Here is a 23,035-nt window from a genome sequence, read left to right as displayed (position 1 = left end):
CCTCCCGCAATGCCGCAGGGCCGGGGATCACCGGGACAGACCCATGCGCCGACTGACTGCCAATGCCACTTCTGCCGATGCCGCGGGCGCGCCCGCTTCTGGCTGGCAGACCATGCGCCGCGTGGCGCCCTATCTCTGGCCAGCGGGGCAGGGCTGGGTCAAGCGCCGCGTCGTGGCCGCCATGGGTTTTCTGGTGCTGGCGAAGCTGGTTTCGGTGCTGACGCCCTATATCTACAAGCTTGCGGTGGACAGCCTTGCCAGCCAGACGGCAGCGGACCCCGGAATGCTTCTGGGCTTTGGTGCCGTCGGTCTGGTCATTGCCTACGGCATGGCGCGGTTGGGCGCGGTGCTGTTCGGCGAACTCCGCGACGCGGTCTTCGTCCGCGTCGGACAGCGGGCGATCCGCCGGCTGGCGATCGAGACCTTCACCCATATCCACCGCCTTTCGCTGCGCTATCACATCACCCGCAAGACCGGTGGCCTGAGCCGCATCATCGAACGTGGGGTGAAGGGCGTCGATTTCCTTCTGCGCTTCATGCTTCTGTCCATCGGGCCGCTGATCCTGGAACTGACCATGGTCGCGGCGATATTCGCCTGGGTCTTCGGATGGCAGTATGCCGCGGTCGTCGTCGTTACCATCGCACTTTATGTCGCCTTCACCTTCAAGGTCACCGAGTGGCGCGTGAAGCTGCGGCGCGAGATGAACGACCAGGACACCGACGCCAACCAGAAGGCCATCGACAGCCTGCTGAACTTCGAGACGGTGAAGTATTTCAACGCCGAACAACGCGAGGCAGAGCGTTATGACAGTGCGATGCGCCGGTATGAGGCGGCGGCGGTCAAGACCGGGCTGTCGCTATCCTTTCTGAACGTCGGGCAGGCCTTCCTGATCACCTCGGGCCTTGTCATCGTCATGGCGATGAGCGCGCTGGGCGTGCGGGCGGGCACGCTGACCGTGGGCGATTTCGTCATGGTCAACGCCTACATGATCCAGATCACCATGCCGCTGAACTTCCTTGGCACCGTCTACCGCGAGATCCGGCAGGCGCTGGTGGACATGGGCGAGATGTTCGGCCTGCTGGCCCAGCCGGCCGAAGTGACCGATGCGCCCGATGCAAGACCGCTGGAGGTGCGGGGCGGCGAGATCGTCTTCGACAACGTGCATTTCCATTACGAGCCGGAACGCGAGATCCTGAAAGGGATCAGCTTCCGTGTCGCCCCGGGCGAACGGGTGGCCCTGGTCGGTCCTTCGGGTTCGGGCAAGTCCACGATCGGGCGGCTGCTGTTCCGCTTCTACGACATCCAGGACGGTGCGATTCGCATCGACGGGCAGGACATCCGGCAGGTCACGCAGAGTTCGCTGCACCAGGCCATCGGCGTGGTGCCGCAGGATACGGTGCTGTTCAACGACACGATCCTATACAACATCGCCTACGGCCGGGCCGATGCGACCCGTGAAGAGATCGAGGCCGCGGCGAAGGCTGCGAAGATCCACGACTTCATCATGCGCCTGCCGCAGGGCTATGACACGGTGGTTGGCGAACGCGGGCTCAAGCTTTCGGGTGGCGAAAAGCAGCGGGTGGGGATCGCCCGGACGCTGCTGAAGAACCCGCCCATCCTTGTGCTGGACGAGGCGACCTCGGCGTTGGACACGCAGACGGAACGCTCCATCCAGGAAAGCCTGCGCGAAATGGGGCAGGGCCGCAGCGTCATCATGATTGCGCACCGATTGTCGACCATCGCCGATGCCGACCAGATCATCGTGATGGAGGATGGCCGCATCGTCGAACAGGGCCGGCATGAAGAGCTTCTGGCGCGGCGTGGCCGCTATGCCCTGATGTGGGAGCGTCAGTCGGCCGAGGAAGACAAGGCAGCGGCCGAGGCTGCCGAGTGATCGCGGCGGCGTGACTGCCCTTCCCCGGAAGAGCCGGGGAAGGCAGGCATTTTCCTTTGACCATCCGCCAGGGCCCCCGCATTCTGCGGCTATCGCAAACCGGGTGTGCGATGCTGCGACGCGCCGTACCGGGACTGTTGCTCTGGCTTGGGTTGGTGACGGCCGCGCTGGCAGAAAGGTGCGTGGCCCTGATCCAGGCGGTGGATGACTACCAGTCCATCCGGCGGCTGGGCAAGGCGGCCTTCACCATCTCGCTGCAAGTGACGGCAGCACTGGCCGAGGAATTCCCGGAAGACCAGGAAATCCGGCGCGATCTTTCGGTCAGCTTCGAACGCATCGGCGACACTCTTGTTGCCGATGGCGATTATGACGGGGGGCTGGAAAGCTATGGCAAGGCCCTGGAGATCCGCGAGGATCTGGCCGCGATGGATCCGGAAAACAAGCTGCGTCTGCGCGACCTGTCGGTGACTTTCGAACGCATCGGTGACATCAACAAACTGCGCGGCGACGCCGATTCGGCGTTGCTGGCCCATCAGGCAGCCGTCGCCATCCGCGAGAAACTGGCCGCTCTCGACCCCACCAACATGCTTTGGCAGCGCGATCTTTCGGTCAGTCACGAACGTCTGGGGGATGTCTACCTAAGCCAGAACGACCTGGTGGCCGCGCTTGAGGCGCAGGAAAGTTAACGCCGGCTGCGGGAAGGAATCGTGCCACTTGATCCGGGCAATCTGCCGCGCCAGCACGACTTGGGCGTGGCGCTGGAACGGGTCGGTGATGTCAAGCTGGCGATGGGCTACCGCGCCGGGGCCATGTTCCTGCATCAGGAGACGCTGCTGCTGCCGCAGTCGATGGTGGCGGCGGATCCGACGGTGTCGCAATACAGGCGAGATACGGCCTTTTCGCTGATGAAGCTTGCCGTGCTTCATGTCGGCGACGGCAATCCCGGCGCGGCCGAACCATTGCTTGTCGAAGGGCTGCGACTACGAACCGAGCTGGCAGGCGCGCAGCCGAATGACATCGCCTTGCTGCGTGATCTTTCCTACACCGAGAACGAGCTTTCCTCGGTGCTGCTGGAGCTTGGTCGCAATGCCGAGGCGCTTGACCGGACCGCCATCCTTCTGGCCGACCCGACGCCCGAAAACCGCGAGGCTCTGGCCATTCTGGAAGAGATGGAGGCCAACGGAACGCTTCCCGCCGGCTATGAGGAATGGATCGCGGGTTTCCGCCGCAACCTGGGGCTTCCGACAAGATTCTGACCTGAAGGTGCGGCCGGGCAGGGCTTGGCAACGCGCGGGCTTTGCCTGTAAGACGGGGCAAGGCGATGACAGAGGCAAGGCGCGTGAGCAATCCCGACAGTTTCATCGAAGAAGTCACCGAAGAGGTGCGCCGCGACCGGCTGTTCTCGCTGTTTCGCAAATACGGCTGGATCGGCATTCTTCTGGTGGTTGCGCTGGTCGGCGGAACGATCTGGACCGAGTGGACGAAATCAAGGGCGGAGGCGCGGGCGCAGGCCTTCGGCGATGCGCTGATCGACGCGCTGGACCTCGGGGCCCCCGACGAACGCCGTGAGGCGCTGGCCGCGATCCCGACCGATGGGGCGCAGACTGTGCTTCTGCAGCTGGTCATTGCGTCGGACCCTGCCGAGGACCGCACCGCCACACTTGCCGCGCTGGATCGGGTGGCTGCGGATGCAACCCTGGCGCCGACCTATCGCGATCTTGCAGTGTTGCGTCGGGTTCTGGTTGCCGGGGCCGACATGCCGCTGACTGACCGTCGCGCCGCACTGGAAGAGATCGCCCAGCCGGGCCGGCCCTATCGGCCTCTGGCGGCCGAACTTCTGGCCTATCTTCTGATCGAGGAAGGCCGGACGGACGAAGCGGTAACCGCGATGACCACCCTGATGCAGGACCAGGAAGCCTCGGGCGCACTGCGTGCGCGGCTCGGCCAGATGGTCACGGCGCTTGGTGGCACATTGCCCGAAGCATCGGCGGGCTGAGCGATGGGATCTTGTCAGATGGCAGGCATGACGATCAGGCTTATGACAGGTGCGGGGCTGATTGCCCTTCTGGCCGCCTGCGGCCAGAAGGAAGTGATCCTGCAAGGCGAACGCTTTCCGGTGCGCGCCGATCTTGCCGCCAGCGTGCCGGTCGAGGGGCAGCCCGCACCGACAGCCCCGGCCGAACGCGAGAATGCAAGCCAGCCGATCAGCTTGCCGCCGCAGGTCGCCTTGGACGAATGGACGCATCGCGCTGGCAACGCGCGGCACCTGATGCCGCATGCCGCCCTATCCGCCACCCCGCAGCGGGTCTGGACGGCGAATGTAGGGTCAGGTTCGAACCGCAAGCACCGCGTCTCTGCCGCGCCCGTCGTCTCGGGCGGAAGGGTGTTCACCATCGACTCGGGGTCTGCGGTGCAGGCAACCTCGACCGGCGGGGCAGTTCTATGGAGGACGGATGTCTCGGCCGGGTTCGACCGGGGCGGCGGCCTTCCGGGGGGCGGTCTGGCCGTATCGGGCGAACGGTTGTTCGTGACCACGGGCTTCGGCGAGGTCGTGGCGCTGAACGCAGGGACCGGAGAAGTGCTGTGGCGGCAGCGCGTGGATGCGCCGGTGATGGGTGCGCCGGCGACGGATGGTGCGGCTGTCTATGTCAGCGCCCGCGACGGCGGCGCCTGGGCGATGGATGCCGCGGATGGCAAGGTGCTGTGGCAGGTGGTCGGTACGCCGGGCACGGCGGGATATCTGGGCACGGCGGCCCCTACGGTTGGTGACCGGGCGGTGATCTTTCCGACCAACGCCGGCGACCTGATGGCCGTGCTGAAGATTGGTGGCGGCACGAAGATCTGGCAGGTGTCTCTGGCCGGCAAGCGGCTGGGCCGCGCCTATGCCTACAGCGCCGATGTCACCGGCGACGCGGTGATCGACGGCAAGGTGATGTACGCCGGCACGGCCGCTGGACGCACAGTGGCGATCTCGGCCTCTTCGGGCGAGCGGATCTGGTCGGCGGACGAAGGTGCGCTGGGCCCGGTCGCGGTCGGCGGCGGGTCGGTCTTCCTGGTGAATGACGAGGCCGAGCTGGTGCGGCTGGACGCGGCCACGGGCGAGGTGATCTGGGCCGTGCCGATGCCCTATTTCACCAACGACAAGATCAAGCGCCGCAAGGGGATTTACGCGCATTACGGCCCGGTCCTGGCGGGCGGTCGTGTGATGGTCGTGTCGTCCGATGGCCTGTTGCGTGCCTTCAACCCCGAGGATGGCAGCCTGACCTACAGCACCGAAATTCCGGGGGGTGCAGCGGCACAGCCGGCGGTGGCGGGGGGGGTGCTCTACGTTGTCAGCGGCAACGGGCAACTTCACGCTTTCCGTTAGGGGCGAACCCGTGTATCGGGGGCGCTTCGCAGGAAACGGACCTGAGACATGACCTTCACGCTTGCCATCGTGGGCCGGCCCAACGTGGGCAAATCGACGCTGTTCAACCGGCTGGTCGGGCGGAAGCTCGCGCTGGTCGATGATCAGCCGGGCGTGACGCGCGACCTGCGGGAAGGTGACGCAAAGCTCTTTGACCTGCGTTTCACCGTGATCGACACGGCGGGACTGGAGGATGTCACCGACGACAGCCTGCAGGGGCGGATGCGACGCCTGACCGAACGCGCGGTGGACATGGCCGATGTCTGCCTGTTCCTGATCGACGGCCGGGTGGGTGTGACCCCGTCGGATGAGGTTTTCGCCGACATCCTGCGCAAGAAGGCCGCCCGCGTCCTGCTTGGTGTCAACAAGGCCGAAGGAAAGGCGGGGGATGCCGGCGCGCTGGAAGCCTACAGCCTGGGCTTGGGCGAGCCTATCCGTCTGTCTGCCGAACATGGCGAGGGGCTGGATGACCTTTACCGCGCGCTGAAGCCCTTCGAGGCGGAATTCGCCGCCCGCGAGGCCGAAATCCTGCCGGAAACCGATACCGAGATTTCAGAAGAGGAGGCTGCGCTTGAGGCGGACGAGACCGCCCATCGCCCGACCCGGCAGAAGCCGCTCCAGATTGCCGTGATCGGTCGCCCGAATGCAGGAAAATCCACGCTGATCAACAGGATCCTTGGCGAAGACCGGATGTTGACCGGACCCGAGGCCGGCATCACCCGCGACGCGATTTCCGTGCGCACCGAATGGCTGGGCACGCCGGTTCGCATCTGGGATACGGCGGGGATGCGCAAGAAGGCGAAGGTGGTCGAGAAGCTGGAAAAGCTGTCGGTCGCAGATGGCTTGCGTGCGGTGCGCTTTGCCGAGGTGGTGGTGGTTCTGCTCGACGTGGAAATCCCCTTCGAGACCCAGGATCTGCGCATCGCCGATTTCGCCGAGACCGAGGGTCGCGCGGTCGTCGTGGCGGTGAACAAGTGGGATCTGGAAGAAGGCAAGCAGGAAAAGCTGGCCGAACTGAAAGAGATGTTCGATCGCCTCTTGCCCCAGTTGCGTGGCGCGCCGCTGGTGACGGTGTCAGCCAAGACGGGCCGGGGGCTCGACCGGCTGCACGATGCGATCCTGAAGGCGCATGACGTCTGGAACCGTCGCATTCCCACGGCGAAGCTGAACTCATGGCTTGGCGCGATGACCGAGGCGCATCCGCCGCCGGCGCCCGGCGGGCACCGGATCAAGCTGCGTTACATGACCCAGGCCAAGACCAGGCCACCTGGCTTCGTCATCAAGTGTTCGCGCCCCGACGAGCTGCCGGAAAGCTACAAGCGGTATCTGATCAACGGGCTGCGCGACCATTTCGACATGCCGGGAACGCCGATCCGGCTGTTCCTGCGGTCGCAGGGCGACCAGAACCCGTTCAAGGACCGCAAGTTCCATACGCCGTCGCGCCTTCGCAAGCATATCGACAAGAAGCGGGACTGACGGGGGCGGGCAGGGGCCGTGCCGCAGGTTCAGGTGCGGCGCAGATCAAGGGCAAGGCGCACCAGCATGATCAACGCGCCACCTGCGGCGGCCCATGCCACGGCCATCTGCGTGCCCCAGTTCGCTGCAACGACGCCGCCCAGGGCCCAGATCACGGTCAGCCCGTAAATCGGCATCCCGGGCTTGCGGGACTGCACCGCAATGGCCAGCAGCAGCACCAAGGCAAGCATTCCCAGGGCAGACCCGGTATTGGACAGGATGCCGTAGCCGGCAATCAGAACGCCGGTGGACACGGCCGCAGCTGCCGTCAGCCAGCCCGCGAAGATTGCCGTGGGCGCGCTGAGAAGCCAGCGGTCGGGCTCGGTCGGGGAACGGAGAAAGGCAGTCAGCGCGGCGAAGGCCATGATCCAGATCGTCACCGTGCCCCAGGTTGCCGAAGTTCCGGCAATCCACAGCCAGCCAGAGCCAACCAGAACCGCCAGCGTCAGCGGCAGGCGCGTGGGCGCCCATGCAGGGTGGTCGGCACGTTGCAAGAGGCCGAAAACGGCGTGCAGGATCAACCAGGCATAGATCAGCGACCAGATCGCAAAGGCATAACCTGCGGGCTGGATGAAGGGCCGACCGATCTGCACCGGAAACAACGCCGGGTCGTAGCCGGTGAAGGGCGGTGTGACGAATGGCGCCAGCCCGAAGGCCAGTGTCGCGGCAAGCAGGATCAGGGCGGGTGCGCGTGTCATGGTGATATTACGCGCACCGGCTGGTTTCGGATCCGTCAGACCAGCACACCATCGGCCGTGATCCGCGTCTTTCCGCCAAGATAGGGGACAAGGGCCTGCGGAAGCGTGACCGAGCCGTCCGTCTGCTGCCCGTTTTCCAAGACCGCGATCAGGCAACGTCCGACGGCGAGGCCCGAGCCGTTCAGAGTTGCCACGAATTCCGGCTTGCCGCCGCCTGCAGGGCGGTAGCGCGCGTTCATCCGCCGGGCCTGGAACTGCCCGCAGGTCGAGACGCTGGAAATCTCGCGATAGGTGTTCTGGCCGGGCAGCCAGACCTCCAGGTCATGCGTCTTCTGCGCGCCGAAGCCCATGTCGCCAGTGCAAAGCACGATGGTCCGGTAGGGCAGTTCCAGTCGTTCCAGCACAGCCTCGGCACATTTCGTCATGCGTTCGTGTTCGGCAAGGGCGGTTTCCGGCGTGCAGATCGTCACCATCTCGACCTTCTCGAACTGGTGCTGGCGCAGCATGCCGGTGGTGTCCTTGCCCGCGCTGCCCGCCTCGGACCGGAAGCAGCTGGTGTGGGCGGTCAGGCGGATGGGCAGGGCCGCCTCGTCCAGGATCTCGCCCGCGACCGAATTGGTAAGCGTGACCTCCGAGGTCGGGATCAGCCACCAGCCGTTGGTGGTCTGATAGCTGTCCTCGGCGAATTTCGGCAGCTGGTTGGTGCCGAACATGGCCTCTTCCTTGACGAGGACCGGCGTCCAGGTTTCGGCCAGCCCGTGTTCCTGGGTGTGCAGGTCCAACATGAATTGCGCAAGCGCCCGATGGACTCGCGCCACCGCGCCGCGCATCACCACAAAGCGGCTGCCCGAAAGTTTCGCTGCGGTCGGGAAATCCAGGCCGCCCCTGGCTGCCGGAATGTCGAAATGTTCCAGTGGCTTGAAGTCCATCACACGGGGTGTGCCCCAGCGTCTGATCTCGACGTTCGCCGTTTCGTCAGGGCCGTCGGGCACGTCGTCCAGCGGCATGTTGGGGATGCGGGCAAGGGCATCCTTCAGGCGCGCATCCTCGGCATCGGCTTCGGCAGTCAACCGGGCGCCCTCGGCCTTCTTCTCGGCCACCAAGGCACGAAGCCGCTGAAACTCGGCCTCATCCCCGCGCGCCTTTGCGGCGCCCACCTCCTTCGAGGCGGCATTCTGCGCCGCCGCCGCAGTTTCCGCCGCCAGGATCTTCGACCGCCGCGCCTCATCGATCGCCAGAAGCTCGGCCGCCATCGGCGACAGCCCGCGACGGGCAAGCGCCGCGTCGAATGCGGCGGGGTTTTCGCGGATGAAGCGGATGTCGTGCATGGCGTGGCCCCCTTCGGTTCGTCTGACGCTCTATGCCCGATTGCCGGGCAAGGGGGAAGGTGTCGGGTGCAGGGCTTCGGATGGGTGGACTGTGTTTTGGGGCAACATGATGCGGAAGGGAAGCGCGGCGCGATGACGAGGCCGGCGAATGACGCCAAGGTGCCGGAAACGGCGGGGCACCACTGCTTTTGCGCCGCGCTTTCTTGCGTGTTGCTTCCGTCCCCGCCCGCGCCTGGTGCGACAGCGGTCGAGCATGTGGCCCGAATCGCGCGCGCATGCAGGGGCAGTCAGGGGCGGGCAATGGCGCCCGCACCCTCTGGCAAAGCGGCGCGAAAGGGCTTACATGAGCCGACGATTGCCGGGCTGGACCCGGCCGAACACCTTGCCGGGCGTGCCCCGGCCCGCAGGAAAGGATGCCCATGTTCGTCTCTCCCGCCTTCGCCCAGGCCGCCGGAGCTCCCGGAGCCGGGGCCGCCGTCGCGCAGTTCCTGCCGATCATCCTGATCTTCGTGATCTTCTACTTCCTGCTGATCCGGCCGCAGCAGAAGCGGATGAAGGAACACCGTGCCATGGTCGACGGTCTGCGCCGTGGCGACCAGGTGGTGACCGCGGGCGGCATCGTGGGAAAGGTCTCGAAGGTGCAGGAGGACGGCATGATCGAGGTCGAGATTGCCGATGGAATCAAGGTCAAGGTGGTGAAGCACACGATCACCAGCCTGCTGAACAAGACCGAACCTGCGGCAAGCTGAGGCTCTGACCCATGGAACCCATGGCGCTGTGGAAGCGTATCCTGATCCTGCTGGTCTGTGCCTGGGGGATCGTGGGGGCGATCCCGAACCTGTTCTACGCACGGGTGGAGCGCCACAATGACGCGGTTGCCGCGATCGAGGCCGCGGGAGGAACTGCAACGCCAGAACAGTTGGCCGCCCGCGCCGAATGGCCCGATTTCCTGCCCTCGGCGCTGGTGAACCTGGGTCTTGATCTTCGCGGTGGCGCGCATCTTCTGGCCGAAGTCAAGGTCGAGGATGTCTACAAGTCGCGGATGGATGCGATGTGGCCCGATGTGCGCGATGCGCTGCGGCCGCTGCGCGACCAGGTGGGTGCCGTGCGGCGCGCACCTTCGCCCGACGGGATCCTGCGGGTGACGATCGAAAGGCCCGAGGGCATGGCCGCCGCACTGGAGGCGGTGCGCGGCCTTGGCACCGGCGTGATGAGTCTGACCGGTGTCGGGCAAAGCACGATCGACGTGACCGCCGAGGGCAACGACATCGTGATCCAGCTCTCCGAGGCGGAAAAGCAGGCCACGGACAACCGCACCCTGCAACAGTCGCTGGAAATCATCCGCCGCCGGGTTGACCAGGCCGGCACCCGCGAACCGACGATCATGCGCCAGGGCGAGGACCGGGTGCTGATCCAGGTGCCGGGCATCGGCTCGGCGGCAGAGCTGAAGGCACTGATCGGCACCACGGCAAAGCTGACCTTCAACGCGGTGGTCAGTCGCACGACCGATGCCGGCGCGAACCCCGGGCCGCGCAACCTTCTCTTGCCGTCGATGGACGAACCGGGGGTCTATTACATTGTCGAGGAAACACCGGTTGTGTCGGGCGAGCAGCTGGTTGATGCCCAGCCCTCGTTCGACCAGAACAACCGGCCGGCGGTAAGCTTCCGTTTCGACAGTTCGGGCGCGCGCAAGTTCGGCGACTATACGGCCGCAAATATCGGTGCGCCCTTCGCCATCGTGCTGGACAACGAGGTGATCTCGGCCCCGGTGATCCAGAGCCACATTCCGGGTGGCTCTGGCATCATCACCGGGAACTTCACGGTCGAGGAATCGACCCGGCTTGCCGTGTTACTGCGCGCGGGCGCCCTGCCGGCCGAAATGAACTTCCTTGAGGAACGCACCATCGGCCCCGAACTGGGCCAGGATTCGATCGATGCCGGCAAGGTTGCCGCCCTGGTCGCGGGTGCTGCGGTCGTGCTTTACATGCTGGCGAGCTACGGCCTGTTCGGGCTGTTCGCCAACGTCGCGCTGGTGATCAACATGGCGCTGATCTTTGCCGCATTGTCGGCTGTCGGCGGCACGCTGACCCTGCCGGGGATCGCCGGGATCGTGCTGACGATCGGCATGGCGGTTGATGCCAACGTGCTGGTCTTCGAGCGCATCCGCGAGGAATTGCGGCAGAACAGGAACGCCGGTCGCGCGATCGAACTGGGCTACGAACGCGCGAAAAGCGCGATTGTTGACGCCAACATCACGACCTTCATCACGGCTGTCGTGCTGTTTGCGGTTGGCGCCGGCCCGGTGCGCGGCTTTGCCGTAACGCTGGGCATCGGGATCATCACCTCGGTCTTCACGGCCCTGTTCGTGACCCGGCTGTTCGTTGAATTCTGGTATCGCGCGCGCCGGCCCGCGACTGTCGTCGTGTAAGGGATCAGAACCATGGCCTTCCGTCTTCGTGTCGTCCCCGAAAAGACCAACATCGACTTCTTCCGTGCGCAGTGGCTGACCTTCGGCGGGTCGATGTTGCTGACCGTTGTCGCCATCATCGCCTGGGCGGTGATGGGGCTGAACTTCGGCATCGACTTCCGCGGCGGCACCACGATCCGCACCGAGGCGACGCAGCCGATCGATGTGGCGGCCTATCGTCAGGCGCTGGCGGGGCTTGACCTTGGCGATGTGGCGATCACCCAGGTCTTCGACCCCACCTTTGCCGAAAACCAGCATGTGGCACAGGTGCGTATTTCGCCACTGGAGGGGCAGGAGGCGGTGACACCCGAAACCATTGCCCAGGTCGAGGCGGCCTTGCAGCGGGTGGACCCGACGATCACCTTTCCTTCGGTGGAATCGGTCGGGCCCAAGGTTTCCGGAGAGCTGATCTGGAAGGCGATCACCGCGATGGTCGCGGCCTCGGCCTGCATCATGGTCTATATCTGGCTGCGCTTCGAATGGCAGTTCGCCGTGGGCAGCGTGGTGGCGCTGTTGCATGACATCTTCATCGTCATCGGCATCTTCGCGGTCTTCCAGATCAAGTTCGACCTGACAATCATTGCCGCCCTGCTGACGATTCTGGGCTATTCGATCAACGACACGGTGGTCGTCTTCGACCGGTTGCGGGAAAACCTGTTGAAATACAAGACTATGCCACTGAAGGACGTGATGAACCTGTCGGTGAACGAAACCCTTAGCCGCACGATCATGACCTCGGGCACGACGCTGATGGCGCTGGGCGCGATGCTGATCTTTGGCGGCGACGTGATCCGCGGCTTTACCTTGGCAATATTCATCGGCGTGGTGCTTGGTACCTATTCCTCGGTCTTCGTGGCCAAGAACCTGGTGCTGTTCATCGGGCTTGACCGCGGCGACAAGCCAAAGAAACCGAAGGCCGGCAACGAATTCGCCGAAGTCGAAGCCTGATGCGCCTGACCGAGGTCACCTACGGTTCGGCCCGGGCAGTCGAGGGCTATGGCCCGGGCTTTTTCCGCGTTGCGGGCCATGTGCTGCGCGGGGCCTGTCTGATCACGCCGTGGGATGCCGGACCCTGGGGCGGCTATGATGACATCGCTGCGCCGCTGTCGCTGGAAGGCAGGATCGACGTCCTGTTCGTCGGTACCGGCGCAACGATCCAGCATGTGCCCCAGGCCTTCCGCGAGGCGCTGGAAGGGCAGGGGATCGGGGTCGAGATAATGGCCTCGCCCGCTGCCGCCCGCACCTATAACGTGCTTCTGGGCGAGGGACGGCGGGTCGCCGTGGCCTTGCTGCCGGTGTAAGGGCTGCAAGAGTATTCAAGAACCCTTGCAGCTTGACCTGATGGAACTCTGCCCCGGTCACCACAGGTGTGCGACATGGGGGGCGATAAGGCGGGTGTAGATCTCGCGGGCCTTCTCCATCACCGCCGGCGACAGGGGAGGCATCGCAGCCGCCGCGGCATTGGCCCGGGCCTGTGCCGGCGACTTCGCGCCGGGAATGACCACCGTCACCGCATCCTCCATCAGGATCCAGCGCAAGGCGAAGGCCGCCATCGTGGCACCTGCCGGCACCAGCGGGCGCAGTTCTTCCACTGCCTCGAGTGCCACCTCGAAGGGAACGCCAGAGAAGGTTTCGCCCTTGTCGAACGCCTCGCCGTTGCGGTTGAAACTGCGGTGGTCGTCAGGGGCAAACTGGCTGTCCTTCGTCATCTTCCCGGTCAGAAGGCCCGAAGCCAGCGGAACCCGGGCGATGATTGCCACGTTCTTTGCCTTGGCTTCCGGGAAGAAAAGCTCGGCAGGCTTCATGCGGAACAGGTTGTAGATGATCTGCACCGACACCACGCCGGGCTGGCGGATCGCTGTGCGGGCTTCCTCGACCGTCTCGACCGATACGCCGTAGTCGGCGATCTTGCCCTTGGCCTTGATCGCGTCAAGGGCGGCAAAGACCTCTGTGTCGGAATAGACCGGGGTCGGCGGGCAGTGCAGTTGCACAAGGTCAAGCCGCTCTACCCCCAGGTTCAGCAGCGATCGATCGATGAAGGATTCTAGGTTGGCGGCGGTGTAGCCTTCGGCGACATGCGGCGAAAGCCGGCGCCCGGCCTTGGTGGCGACGAAGGGCCGCTCGCCCGGCCGTTCGGCCAGAACCTCGCGGATGATGCGTTCCGACCGCCCGTCACCATAGACATCGGCGGTGTCGATGAAGGTCATGCCTTCGTCGAGCGCGGCGTGCAGCGTGGCCTTCGCGTCCTCGACACTGACCTCGCCCCAGGTGCCGCCAATGGCCCACGCGCCGAAGCCGATCCGGGTGGTCATGCGGCCTGTACGGCCGAAGGGAATGCTCTGCATCGTTGTCTCCTTGCTTGCGCGCAAGACATAGGGTCGCGCGCGGCGGATGACCATGCCCCTTTTCGGCGGGGCCGCCTTGGGTTAGGCCTGCGTTCCATGGTGATCGGGGTGCGCAATCTGGCGGTGGCACGGGGTGGGGTGACTGTCCTGCAGGGGCTGGGCTTTGCCGTGGCACCGGGCGAGGCGCTGATCCTGCGCGGGCCGAACGGGTCGGGCAAGACCACGCTCTTGCGCACGCTGGCCGGTTTGCAGCCGCCAACTGCGGGCGAGATCGACCTTGCGCCCGAGACCATCGCCTATGCCGCCCATGCCGACGGATTGAAATCGACACTGACCGTGGCAGAGAACCTTGCGTTCTGGGCTGCGATCTACGGCGGGCCGGACATCGGCCCTGCGGTTCAGGCGATGGACCTTGCCGCCCTGGTCCGCCGCCGGGCAGGAGAGTTGTCGGCCGGGCAGAAGCGGCGGCTGGGCCTGGCGCGCTTGTTGGTCACCGGGCGCCCCCTTTGGCTTCTGGACGAGCCGACCGTCAGCCTGGACGTCGCCTCGGTTGCACTGTTCGCAGGCGCGGTGCGCGGGCATCTGGCCGGGGGTGGGGCGGCAATCATCGCGACGCATGTCGATCTGGGGTTGCCCGAGGCGCGGGTGCTGGACCTCGACCCGCACCGGGTGCGCATCATGGTCCGTGACGGGTTCGACGAGGCTTTCGCATGAGGGCGCTTCTGCTGCGTGATGTGCGGCTGGCGATGCGGACCGGGGGCGGCTTCGGCCTGGGGCTGGCCTTTTTCCTGATCCTCGCGGTGCTTGTTCCGCTGGGCGTCGGCGCCGAGGGCGGCACGCTGGGCCGGATCGCGCCCGGGATCCTGTGGGTGGGGGCGCTTCTGGCTTGCCTTCTGTCGCTGGACCGGATCTTCGCGTTGGATCACGAGGACGGTTCGCTGGATCTGCTGGCGACCTCGCCAATCCCGCTTGAGGCGGTGGTCGCGGTCAAGGCCACGGCGCACTGGCTGGTGACGGGGCTGCCGCTGACCCTGATGGCGCCGGGGCTGGGGGTCCTTTTGAACCTGGCGCCGGCGGCCTACGGCTGGCTGGTGCTGAGCCTTCTGCTGGGCACGCCGACCCTGTCGATCGTCGGCGCCTTTGGCGCGGCCCTTACCGTCGGGCTGAAGCGCGGCGGCCTTTTGCTTAGCCTGCTGGTCCTGCCGCTGTATGTCCCGACCTTGATTTTCGGGGCCGAGGTGGTGCGGCGCGGGGCCGAGGGCATGGCCCTGGGCACCCCACTGGCGCTGCTGGCGGCGATCAGTCTGGGGGGGCTGGCCTTGTTGCCATTCGCGGCAGCGGCGGCGCTCCGCGTCAATTTGCGCTAACGTTTCGCGCGAAGGTGAGTTGAGCAGGGCAGGCGAAGGGGATAGGCGAGGGGCCATGTCGATCTGGGAATATGCCAATCCGAAGAAGTTCATGCAGACCTCGGCCTGGGTTCTGCCCTGGGCGGTCGGGCTGACCGTGGCCTGTCTGGTCGTGGGGCTGGTCTGGGGCTTCTTCTTCACGCCGGACGATTACAAGCAGGGGTCCACCGTCAAGATCATCTACCTGCATGTTCCGTCGGCGATGATGGCGATCAATGCCTGGGTCATGATGCTGGTGGCCTCGCTCATCTGGATCGTGCGGCGGCACCATGTCAGTGCGCTGGCAGCCAAGGCCGCAGCGCCCATCGGGTTGACCTTCACCCTTGTCGCGCTGGTCACCGGCGCACTCTGGGGTCAGCCGATGTGGGGCACCTGGTGGGCCTGGGATCCGCGGCTGACCTCGTTCCTGATCCTGTGCCTGTTTTATCTGGGCTACATCGCGCTGTGGGAAGCGATTGAGAACCCCGATACGGCGGCAGACCTGACCTCGATCCTGTGCCTTGTGGGATCGGTCTTTGCGCTTTTGTCGCGCTATGCGGTGAATTTCTGGAACCAGGGGTTGCATCAGGGTGCCTCGCTGAGTCTGGACAAGGAAGAAAATGTTTCGAACGTGTTCTGGGTGCCGCTCCTCGTGTGCATCGCGGGCTTTGTCCTGTTGTTCGTCACCCTCGTCCTGATGCGGACGCGAACGGAAATCCGCGCGCGGCGGCTGAAGGCGCTTCTGGCGCAGGAGAGGGTGGCGTGATGCCGGATCTGGGGAAGTATGCCTTTGCGGTGCTGGCGTCCTATGCGGCAACGGCGTTGCTGATCGCGGGGCTGGTGGCGCTGTCGCTGTGGCAGAGCGCGCGGACCAAGCGCGCACTGGACGAGGTCGAGGCGCGGCAGGGGAAGACGGATGGCTAGGTGGCTTATGGTGCTGCCGCCGGTCCTGTTCGCGGGGCTGGCGGGGATGTTCTATTTTGGCATGCAGCGTGAAAACCCGGGCGAATTGCCTTCGGTTTTTGTCGGACGGCCGGCGCCGGTGCTGCCTGCGACGGGCCTTTCAGGTGTGCCGCAGCTGACCGATGCCGACTTGCGCACGGGCGAGGTGACGGTGGTCAATTTCTGGGCCACATGGTGTCCGCCTTGCCGGGCGGAACATCCGGTGCTGTTGAAGATGGCGGCTGACGGCGTGCGCGTTGCGGGCGTGAACATGATGGACGACGATGCCAAGGCGCGGGCCTATTTGGCAGAAGAGGGCAACCCCTTCATCGCCGTGGCGACCGACCCGAACGGACGCAACCGTGTGGAGTGGGGCGTGACTGCCCCGCCCGAGACCTTCATCATCGGTGGCGACGGGACGGTCCTGTTCCGCTTCGTCGGGCCGCTGGTCGGCACCGACTACGAGACGCGCTTCGTGCCGGCGCTGGAAAAGGCGCTCGCGGGCGGGGATTGAGGGGGCCGGAGCATCCGGACGGCCTGCCCACCCGGTGGCCTGCCCGCCCCGTGGAACGCCGACAAGGGCGGCGATGACAGGGGCGGCGATGGCTGTGCTCACGTATAGCTCTGCCGCCGGCAGGCTGCTACGCCGTGGGGCATGGCGACGGCGCAGTGCGACCGACAAGGCGCGGGGTGGGAAAGCGCATGCGCGGACCTTTCTTGCGTAAGCGGTGGCGCGCAGACACCTCCGGATGCCCGAAGGAAAGATTAAGGCCCGGGTCGCCCCGGGCCTTTGTCATGGAAACCCTCCGTTTGCCAATTCAGGCTGCGGCGAGGTTCCGCAGGACATAGTGCAGGACGCCGCCGTTTTCGACGTATTCGATCTCGATGGCGGTATCGATGCGGCACTTGATCTGGATGGTCTTCTTGGTGCCATCGGCATAGGTGATGTGGCAGGGAACCAGGCTGAGCGGCTTCAGATCGCCTTCCAGCCCCTCGATGCTGATCACCTCGTCGCCCTTCAGGCCCAGCGTCTTGCGGTTTTCGCCAGGGGTGAATTCGAACGGGATCACGCCCATACCGACGAGATTCGAGCGGTGGATGCGCTCGAAGCTTTCGGCGATGACGGCTTTCACACCCAGAAGTGCTGTGCCCTTGGCCGCCCAGTCACGGCTGGAGCCCGCCCCGTATTCGATGCCGCCAATCACGACCAGCGGCGTGCCCTGCGCCTGATATGCCATCGAGGCCTCGAAGATCGAAGTCTGCTTGCCATCTGGGCCGATGGTATAGCCGCCCTCGACACCATCCAGCATCTCGTTCCTGATGCGGATGTTGGCGAATGTGCCGCGCATCATCACCTCGTGGTTGCCGCGCCGGGCGCCGTAGCTGTTGAACTCGCTGACCGGCACGCCGCGTTCGATCAGATACTTGCCGGCAGGGGTGTTCGGCTTGAAGCTGCCGGCCGGGCTGATGTGGTCGGTCGTGATCATGTCGCCCAGAAGCGCCAGGATGCGCGCGCCGGTCACATTGCGGATGGCCCCCTTGGTCTTCGACATGCCCCGGAAATAGGGCGGATTCTGGATGTAGGTCGAGGTCGGCGGCCAGTCATAGGTTTCGCTGTCCGTCACCTCGACCGCCTGCCATTTCGCATCGCCCTTGAACACATCGGCGTATTTCTTCTGGAAGGCCTCGCGCGTCACGGTCGCGTGGACCAGATCGGCGATTTCCTTGTTCGTGGGCCAGATGTCGCGCAGATAGACAGGCTTGCCGTCCTTCCCGGTGCCAAGCGGTTCGGTGGTCAGGTCGATGTTCATGTCGCCCGCCAGCGCATAGGCGACAACGAGCGGCGGCGAAGCGAGGTAGTTCGCGCGAACATCCGGGGAGATACGGCCCTCGAAGTTGCGGTTGCCGGACAGGACCGCCGCAGCCACCAGATCGTTGTCGTTGATCGCCTTGGAGATCTCGGGCTGCAGGGGGCCCGAGTTGCCGATGCAGGTGGTGCAGCCGTAGCCGACCAGATTGAAGCCGATGGCATCCAGATCCTCTTGCAGGCCCGCTGCGTTCAGGTATTCGGACACCACCTGCGACCCCGGCGCGAGCGAGGTCTTGACCCAGGGCTTGCGCGTCAGGCCAAGAGCGCGCGCCTTGCGCGCCACCAGCCCCGCGCCGATCATCACATAGGGGTTTGAGGTATTCGTGCAGGATGTGATCGAGGCGATCACGATCGAGCCGTCGCGCAGCTTGTAGCCTTCGCCTTCCACCGCTGCGGTCTTGGCAATCTCGACCGGCTTCGTGGCGACGGGGCCCTCGTCAGCCATGTCCTTGGCATCGGCCGAAATGTCGATCCCGCGGTATTCCGCCACGACCTTGCCGAACGAGCGTGCGGCCAGATTCAGCGGCGTGTAGTCCTGCGGGCGTTTTGGACCCGAGACTGCAGGCACGATCTCGCCCATGTCCAGATGCAGGGTCGAGGTGTAGATGGGATCGTAATTCTCGTCCCGCCACATGCCGTTCGCCTTGGCATAGGCCTCGACCAGGGCGATGCGGCCCTCGTCACGGCCGGTCTGGCGCAGATAGCGCAGGGTTTCGCCGTCGATCGGGAAGAAGCCGCAGGTCGCGCCGTATTCGGGGGCCATGTTGGCGATGGTAGCGCGGTCGGCGAGCGGCAGGTGATCAAGGCCGGGTCCGTAGAATTCGACGAACTTGTTCACCACGCCGTGCTTGCGCAGCATCTGCACGACCTTCAGCACCAGGTCAGTCGCCGTGGTGCCCTCGCGCATCTCGCCAGTCAGCTTGAAGCCCACGACCTCGGGGATCAGCATGGAAACCGGCTGGCCCAGCATCGCGGCCTCGGCCTCGATCCCGCCCACGCCCCAGCCAAGGACGGCCAGGCCGTTGACCATGGTGGTGTGGCTGTCGGTGCCGACCAGCGTGTCGGGGTAGGCGACCATCTCGCCGTTCTGGTCGGTGTCAGTCCAGACGGTCTGCGCCAGGTATTCCAGGTTCACCTGGTGGCAGATGCCCGTGCCGGGCGGCACGACGCGGAAGTTGTTGAATGCCTTCTGCCCCCATTTCAGGAAGACGTAGCGTTCCATGTTCCGCTCATACTCGCGGTCCACGTTCAGCTGGAAGGCGCGGGGGTGGCCGAATTCGTCGATCATCACCGAGTGGTCGATGACCAGATCGACCGGCGCCAGCGGGTTGATCTTCTGCGCGTCGCCGCCCAGGCCCTTGATGCCGTCACGCATGGCCGCAAGGTCCACCACCGCCGGAACGCCGGTGAAGTCCTGCATCAGCACGCGCGCCGGGCGATAGGCGATTTCGCGCGGGTTCTGGCCGCCGTTCCTGCCCCAGTCGGAAAAGGCCTTGATGTCATCGACGGTCACGGTCTTTCCATCTTCGAACCGCAGCATGTTTTCCAGCACCACCTTGAGGCTGGCGGGAAGCCTGGCGAACTCGCCCAGGCCTGCGGCCTCGGCGGCGGGGATCGAATAGTAGCTGACGGTCTGTCCGCCCGCGGTCAGGGTCTTGCGGGTCTTCGACAGGTCGTGTCCAACTGTGACGGTCATCGGGTGGCTCCTTCGGGAAAGGCGGCTTCTGGTGTCATTGTATGCAATTGTATGCCGATTATCCAGTCCCTGAATGCGGGATCTCGCGGGGCATGTGTCGGATCTCTCGCAAAACCTTGATTGGCAGGGGCATGGTGGCTTCCCTATAACACGCGAGGGGATAAAGGGATCAGGATACGCGACATGCGACATTTCGTCAGCGCCGCCTTCGGCTTGTGTCTGGCGGCGGCAGCCCCGGTTGCGGCAGAACAGGTGGTGGTGGTGGAACTTTACACCTCGCAAGGCTGTTCCTCCTGCCCGCCGGCCGACGAATTCGTCGCGATGCTGGCCTCCGACCCGCGAATCCTGCCGCTGGCGCTGCATGTCGATTACTGGGACTATATCGGCTGGGCCGACAAGTTCGCGCATCCGAAATTCACCGACCGCCAGCGCGCCTATGCCAAGGCGGTGGGCTCACGCACGATCTACACGCCGCAGCTGATCATCGGCGGGCAGGACCGGATCGAGGGCTTCGCGCCCGACAAGACGGCCGAGCGGCTGCGCGCCCACCTCAAGGCCACGACGCCGGTGCGGCTGAGCGTGACGCGCGAAGGCGAGCGCATCGTGATCCGGGCCGAGGCAGACCCACCATTGAAAGAGCCGGTGCGGGTGCAGCTCGTGCGCTACAAGCCGCAGGAAACCGTGACCATCGAACGCGGCGAGAATGCGGGACGGACGATGACCTACCACAATATCGTGACCTCATGGGAAGCTGTAGCCGACTGGGCCGGTCAGGAGCCGCTGGAGCTGGTGGCGCCCTACGGCGGCGACGAGCCGGGGGCCGTGATCTTGCAGACGGCGGGTCCGGCGGCGATTCTTGCCGCGGCGCGGGTGGACTGAAACCCTTCTGGCGCGGTGCCCGCCTTTATGGCCGGGGCTTCATGTTGATGCGCTGTCGTGCCTTGCCAGCCCCCTTCCAGCGGCGGTGGATCCAGAACCACTGGTCGATGTGCTGACGCACCAGCGCCTCGAGGCTGTCGTTCAGCGCCTGGGTCATCGCCTCGGGCGTGCCGCGCGGGATGGGTGGTTCCACGATGATCTCGAACGAAAGCCCGTCCGGCAACCGCACCGCATAGGTCGGCACCAGCAGGGCGTCATACTTCAGCGCCAGCTCCGCCGCCGAAAGCGCGGTCAGCGCAGGACGGCCAAAGAAGCTGAGTTCCTCGCCGTGATGCATGTGCTGATCGACCAGCATCCCCAGCATGCCGCCCGACCGCAGGTGCCGCACCATGTCGGCCAGGCCTGCCCGGCCGCGGGGAAACAGGGGTGTGCCGATCCCCGAGATCGCCTTGACGTAATGTTCGTTGAAGTAGCGGTTGGCCATCGGCATGTAGAGCGCACCCACCCGATAGCCGCGCGCGATCAGGGCTGCGCGGCTGGCGTCGTAGTTGCCGAAGTGGCCGGTCACCAGGATCACCGGGCGCCCCTGGCGATGCGCTTCTTCCAGTGCGGCGACGCCACCGCCCGTCAGGGGGTGGCTGACGGCATGGGCGATGAATTCGGAGCCCGAGTAGATTTCGATCACCGTGCGGCCGACATTGTCGGGCACCGCAAGGACAATGCGTTCGACCTCGGCCTTGGGCAGGTCGGGCAGCACCAGGGCAAGATTGTCGCGGATGCGCCGGCGATAGCCCGCGACGGGCGCGATGATCCGCGACAGAACCCAGCCGCACAGTGGCACCCGCCAGCGGTAGGGCAGGCGCAGAAGCAGCCAGATCAGGCCGCGCAACGCGCGGTCCTGCGTCCAGTGGCGCAAGGAGAAGGTCGGTTCGGCCATGGTCAGGCGGAGCGGGCAGCCCTTGTTTCGCGCTGCCAGACATAGAGCCCCGCCCCCACGATCACAAGCGCACCGATCACCGTCCAGCGGTCGGGCCACTGGTCGTACAGGGCGATGCCCCAAAAGGTGGCGAAGACTATTCCCAGATAGGCGAAGGGGGCGACAATCGAGGCCTCGGTGATCGAAAAGCTGCGGATGATGCACAGCTGGGCCCCGGTTCCCAGGCAGGCGATCAGCCCGAAGCGCCAGAGGTCCGCGGTCAAAATCGGTTGCCAGACGAAGGGCAGGGCGGCGCCGGCGACGATGCTGCCGAATAGCGCGGCATAGACCATCGAGGCCCAGACGCTTTCCTGCGCCCCGATCTTGCGGGTCAGCAAGGCCGAGGCCGCATAGGACAGCGCACAGCACAGGGGCAGCAGCGCCCACCAGGTGAAGACGCCCGCCCCAGGCCTGATCACGATCAGGGCGCCGATCAGCGCGGCGACAACCCCGGCGACCCGCCGCGGCCCAAGCCTTTCCCCCAGGAACAGCGCCGCCCCCAGTGTGATGAGCACCGGGTTGATGTCGGCGATCGCGGTGGCCTCGGCCAGCCCGATGTGGGGCAGCGACAGGAAGAAGAAAGTGGTTGCGCCGAACTGCGAGGCCGAGCGCCAGAAATGCAGCACGGGAAACCGCGTGCGCAGCATCGGGCCTAGATGCTGCCGCAGGATCACGATCACCAGCAGAAGCTGGCCGATGAAGCGCACCCAGATCACTTGCGGCGCGGGGTAACGCTCGATCAGGCCCTTGGCGGTCGCATCCATCGCGGTAAAGAGGAAGATCGCCAGGATCATCAGGGCGACGCCGCGCGTCACATGAGAAAGGGAAGAGGGCTGTCGCATCGGCCGAGACGCTAGAGACATGGCGACAGGACCGCAAGCGATCCGGGCAAGAGGCCCTGGGCAAGACAGTCGGTTGCAGGGAATGACTGACTTTGCGTCATGTACCGATTCATGTACTCTTCATCATATTGAGAAGCGAATTTCGGAGGGCGTCATGATGAATACCAGAAGTCTTGCAATTGCCTGCCTCGTCCTTGCGGCCGGACCGGCCAGTGCGGGTGGGCCGGTGGTGGTCGCAAGCGAGCCGGTGGTCGCGGCTCCGGTTGCGCCGGCTGCACCCAGCTATGACTGGACGGGGTTCTATGCCGGTCTGGCCCTTACGATGGGCAGCATCGATGACGGGACCATAAGTTACGACACGCAGGGGTTTGGCGTTCAGGCCGGCTATCTGCATGACCTGGGTCGCTTCGTGGTGGGCGGAGAGCTTTCCTATTCGACCTCCGATCTGGAGGATATCACGGACGCTTCGGTCAGTTCGACGCGGCTGAAGCTGATCGGTGGTTTCGATGCAGGACGCGTCCTGCCCTATGCATTCATCGGCGTGTCCGACATGAAGCTCGACGAAGGTGGCGACACAGCGTCCGATACCGCCACGGCCTACGGCATTGGCGCCCGCTTTGCCTTCGGGGCGCAGGGGCGGTTGGTCGCTGGCGTCGAATACCTTGTAGAGAAGAAGGACGACTTCGACGGAAGCGCAATCGACATCGACAACCGCGAGTTTGCCCTGCGACTGGACTACCGGTTCTAGACGATTCCGGCACCAGGCCGGGGGCGGCAGCGGCCCCCGGTCGC

23 protein-coding genes are annotated in these 23,035 nt (G+C 65.3%); 17 read left to right on the top strand and 6 right to left on the bottom strand.

Annotated elements, in window-relative coordinates; translation table 11 throughout:
• The first annotated feature begins 43 nt into the window (after nucleotides 1-43).
• The 6 genes from EZM81_RS12585 (at nucleotide 44) to der (ending at nucleotide 6,776) form a co-directional block, all read left to right on the top strand.
• Nucleotides 44-1,894, top strand: a complete 1,851-nt coding sequence (locus EZM81_RS12585; protein ID WP_136645955.1) for an ABC transporter ATP-binding protein/permease — start codon at nucleotides 44-46, stop codon at nucleotides 1,892-1,894.
• Nucleotides 1,895-2,004: 110 nt separating this feature from the next.
• Nucleotides 2,005-2,580 (top strand): hypothetical protein, encoded by a 576-nt coding sequence (locus tag EZM81_RS12580; protein ID WP_136645954.1) that lies wholly within the window; start codon nucleotides 2,005-2,007, stop codon nucleotides 2,578-2,580.
• A 21-nt stretch (nucleotides 2,581-2,601) separates the two neighbouring features.
• Nucleotides 2,602-3,150, top strand: a complete 549-nt coding sequence (locus EZM81_RS12575; RefSeq protein ID WP_136645953.1) for a hypothetical protein — start codon at nucleotides 2,602-2,604, stop codon at nucleotides 3,148-3,150.
• Nucleotides 3,151-3,215: 65 nt separating this feature from the next.
• Nucleotides 3,216-3,890, top strand: coding sequence for a tetratricopeptide repeat protein (locus tag EZM81_RS12570; protein ID WP_248298221.1), 675 nt, complete (start codon nucleotides 3,216-3,218; stop codon nucleotides 3,888-3,890).
• A 27-nt stretch (nucleotides 3,891-3,917) separates the two neighbouring features.
• Nucleotides 3,918-5,261, top strand: coding sequence for a PQQ-binding-like beta-propeller repeat protein (locus EZM81_RS12565; protein WP_248298220.1), 1,344 nt, complete (start codon nucleotides 3,918-3,920; stop codon nucleotides 5,259-5,261).
• A gap of 48 nt (nucleotides 5,262-5,309) precedes the next feature.
• Entirely contained in the window at nucleotides 5,310-6,776 is a 1,467-nt protein-coding gene (gene der / locus EZM81_RS12560) for a ribosome biogenesis GTPase Der (protein WP_135450426.1), read from the top strand.
• Nucleotides 6,777-6,805: 29 nt separating this feature from the next.
• Here der and EZM81_RS12555 read toward each other — a convergent pair whose 3' ends face one another.
• Complete coding sequence (locus EZM81_RS12555; protein WP_136645952.1) at nucleotides 6,806-7,513, bottom strand: hypothetical protein; 708 nt, start codon at nucleotides 7,511-7,513, stop codon at nucleotides 6,806-6,808.
• Between the two features lie 35 nt (nucleotides 7,514-7,548).
• Complete coding sequence (gene serS / locus EZM81_RS12550; protein WP_136645951.1) at nucleotides 7,549-8,841, bottom strand: serine--tRNA ligase; 1,293 nt, start codon at nucleotides 8,839-8,841, stop codon at nucleotides 7,549-7,551.
• A 419-nt stretch (nucleotides 8,842-9,260) separates the two neighbouring features.
• Here serS and yajC point away from each other — a divergent pair, with 419 nt between their 5' ends.
• The 4 genes from yajC to EZM81_RS12530 are packed head-to-tail and all read left to right on the top strand — an operon-like array spanning nucleotide 9,261 to nucleotide 12,609.
• Nucleotides 9,261-9,590 (top strand): preprotein translocase subunit YajC, encoded by a 330-nt coding sequence (yajC, locus tag EZM81_RS12545; protein ID WP_135450429.1) that lies wholly within the window; start codon nucleotides 9,261-9,263, stop codon nucleotides 9,588-9,590.
• An 11-nt stretch (nucleotides 9,591-9,601) separates the two neighbouring features.
• Entirely contained in the window at nucleotides 9,602-11,269 is a 1,668-nt protein-coding gene (gene secD / locus EZM81_RS12540) for a protein translocase subunit SecD (protein WP_135450430.1), read from the top strand.
• Between the two features lie 12 nt (nucleotides 11,270-11,281).
• A complete protein-coding gene (gene secF, locus EZM81_RS12535) occupies nucleotides 11,282-12,256 on the top strand; it encodes a protein translocase subunit SecF (protein ID WP_135450431.1) in 975 nt (324 codons plus the stop codon).
• Nucleotides 12,256-12,609, top strand: coding sequence for an Mth938-like domain-containing protein (locus tag EZM81_RS12530; protein WP_136645950.1), 354 nt, complete (start codon nucleotides 12,256-12,258; stop codon nucleotides 12,607-12,609). The genes secF and EZM81_RS12530 overlap by 1 nt, the downstream gene beginning before the upstream one ends.
• Before the next feature lie 57 nt (nucleotides 12,610-12,666).
• Here the strand turns inward: EZM81_RS12530 and EZM81_RS12525 are convergent, their stop codons facing one another.
• Complete coding sequence (locus tag EZM81_RS12525) at nucleotides 12,667-13,653, bottom strand: aldo/keto reductase (RefSeq protein ID WP_136645949.1); 987 nt, start codon at nucleotides 13,651-13,653, stop codon at nucleotides 12,667-12,669.
• Nucleotides 13,654-13,749: 96 nt separating this feature from the next.
• Between EZM81_RS12525 and ccmA the strand changes: the two genes are divergently transcribed.
• Genes ccmA through EZM81_RS12500 form a run of 5 tightly spaced genes read left to right on the top strand, consistent with a single transcriptional unit; the run spans nucleotide 13,750 to nucleotide 16,494 of the window.
• A complete protein-coding gene (gene ccmA / locus EZM81_RS12520) occupies nucleotides 13,750-14,367 on the top strand; it encodes a heme ABC exporter ATP-binding protein CcmA (protein WP_136645948.1) in 618 nt (205 codons plus the stop codon).
• On the top strand, nucleotides 14,364-15,020 hold the full coding sequence (gene ccmB, locus EZM81_RS12515; RefSeq protein WP_136645947.1) for a heme exporter protein CcmB: 657 nt from the start codon (nucleotides 14,364-14,366) through the stop codon (nucleotides 15,018-15,020). Before ccmA ends, ccmB begins: the two co-directional genes overlap by 4 nt.
• A 55-nt stretch (nucleotides 15,021-15,075) precedes the next feature.
• Nucleotides 15,076-15,804 carry a heme ABC transporter permease gene (locus EZM81_RS12510; protein WP_136645946.1) on the top strand — a complete coding sequence of 243 codons (729 nt, stop codon included), beginning with the start codon at nucleotides 15,076-15,078 and terminating at the stop codon, nucleotides 15,802-15,804.
• Nucleotides 15,804-15,962, top strand: a complete 159-nt coding sequence (gene ccmD / locus EZM81_RS12505) for a heme exporter protein CcmD (protein ID WP_371685753.1) — start codon at nucleotides 15,804-15,806, stop codon at nucleotides 15,960-15,962. Before EZM81_RS12510 ends, ccmD begins: the two co-directional genes overlap by 1 nt.
• Complete coding sequence (locus EZM81_RS12500) at nucleotides 15,955-16,494, top strand: DsbE family thiol:disulfide interchange protein (RefSeq protein WP_240784143.1); 540 nt, start codon at nucleotides 15,955-15,957, stop codon at nucleotides 16,492-16,494. The genes ccmD and EZM81_RS12500 overlap by 8 nt, the downstream gene beginning before the upstream one ends.
• 304 nt (nucleotides 16,495-16,798) lie before the next feature.
• Here the strand turns inward: EZM81_RS12500 and acnA are convergent, their stop codons facing one another.
• Nucleotides 16,799-19,546, bottom strand: coding sequence for an aconitate hydratase AcnA (acnA, locus tag EZM81_RS12495; protein WP_136645945.1), 2,748 nt, complete (start codon nucleotides 19,544-19,546; stop codon nucleotides 16,799-16,801).
• A 183-nt stretch (nucleotides 19,547-19,729) separates the two neighbouring features.
• On the opposite strand from acnA, the gene EZM81_RS12490 reads away from it, so the two are divergent.
• A complete protein-coding gene (locus EZM81_RS12490) occupies nucleotides 19,730-20,425 on the top strand; it encodes a thioredoxin family protein (protein WP_136645944.1) in 696 nt (231 codons plus the stop codon).
• A 25-nt stretch (nucleotides 20,426-20,450) separates the two neighbouring features.
• On the opposite strand, the gene EZM81_RS12485 is transcribed toward EZM81_RS12490, so the two are convergent.
• Together EZM81_RS12485 and EZM81_RS12480 are read right to left on the bottom strand one after the other, a co-directional pair.
• A complete protein-coding gene (locus EZM81_RS12485) occupies nucleotides 20,451-21,362 on the bottom strand; it encodes a lysophospholipid acyltransferase family protein (RefSeq protein WP_136645943.1) in 912 nt (303 codons plus the stop codon).
• Nucleotides 21,363-21,364: 2 nt separating this feature from the next.
• Nucleotides 21,365-22,243 (bottom strand): DMT family transporter, encoded by an 879-nt coding sequence (locus tag EZM81_RS12480; RefSeq protein ID WP_240784145.1) that lies wholly within the window; start codon nucleotides 22,241-22,243, stop codon nucleotides 21,365-21,367.
• Nucleotides 22,244-22,397: 154 nt separating this feature from the next.
• Here EZM81_RS12480 and EZM81_RS12475 point away from each other — a divergent pair, with 154 nt between their 5' ends.
• Entirely contained in the window at nucleotides 22,398-22,991 is a 594-nt protein-coding gene (locus EZM81_RS12475; RefSeq protein WP_167851013.1) for an outer membrane protein, read from the top strand.
• Nucleotides 22,992-23,035: the final 44 nt, after the last annotated feature.

The organism is Tabrizicola sp. YIM 78059, assembly GCF_004959785.1.
Taxonomy (GTDB): Bacteria; Pseudomonadota; Alphaproteobacteria; order Rhodobacterales; family Rhodobacteraceae; genus Tabrizicola; species Tabrizicola caldifontis.
The sequence above is the reverse complement of the archived record's forward strand: the minus strand, read 5'-3'. Positions and strand labels throughout refer to the sequence as shown.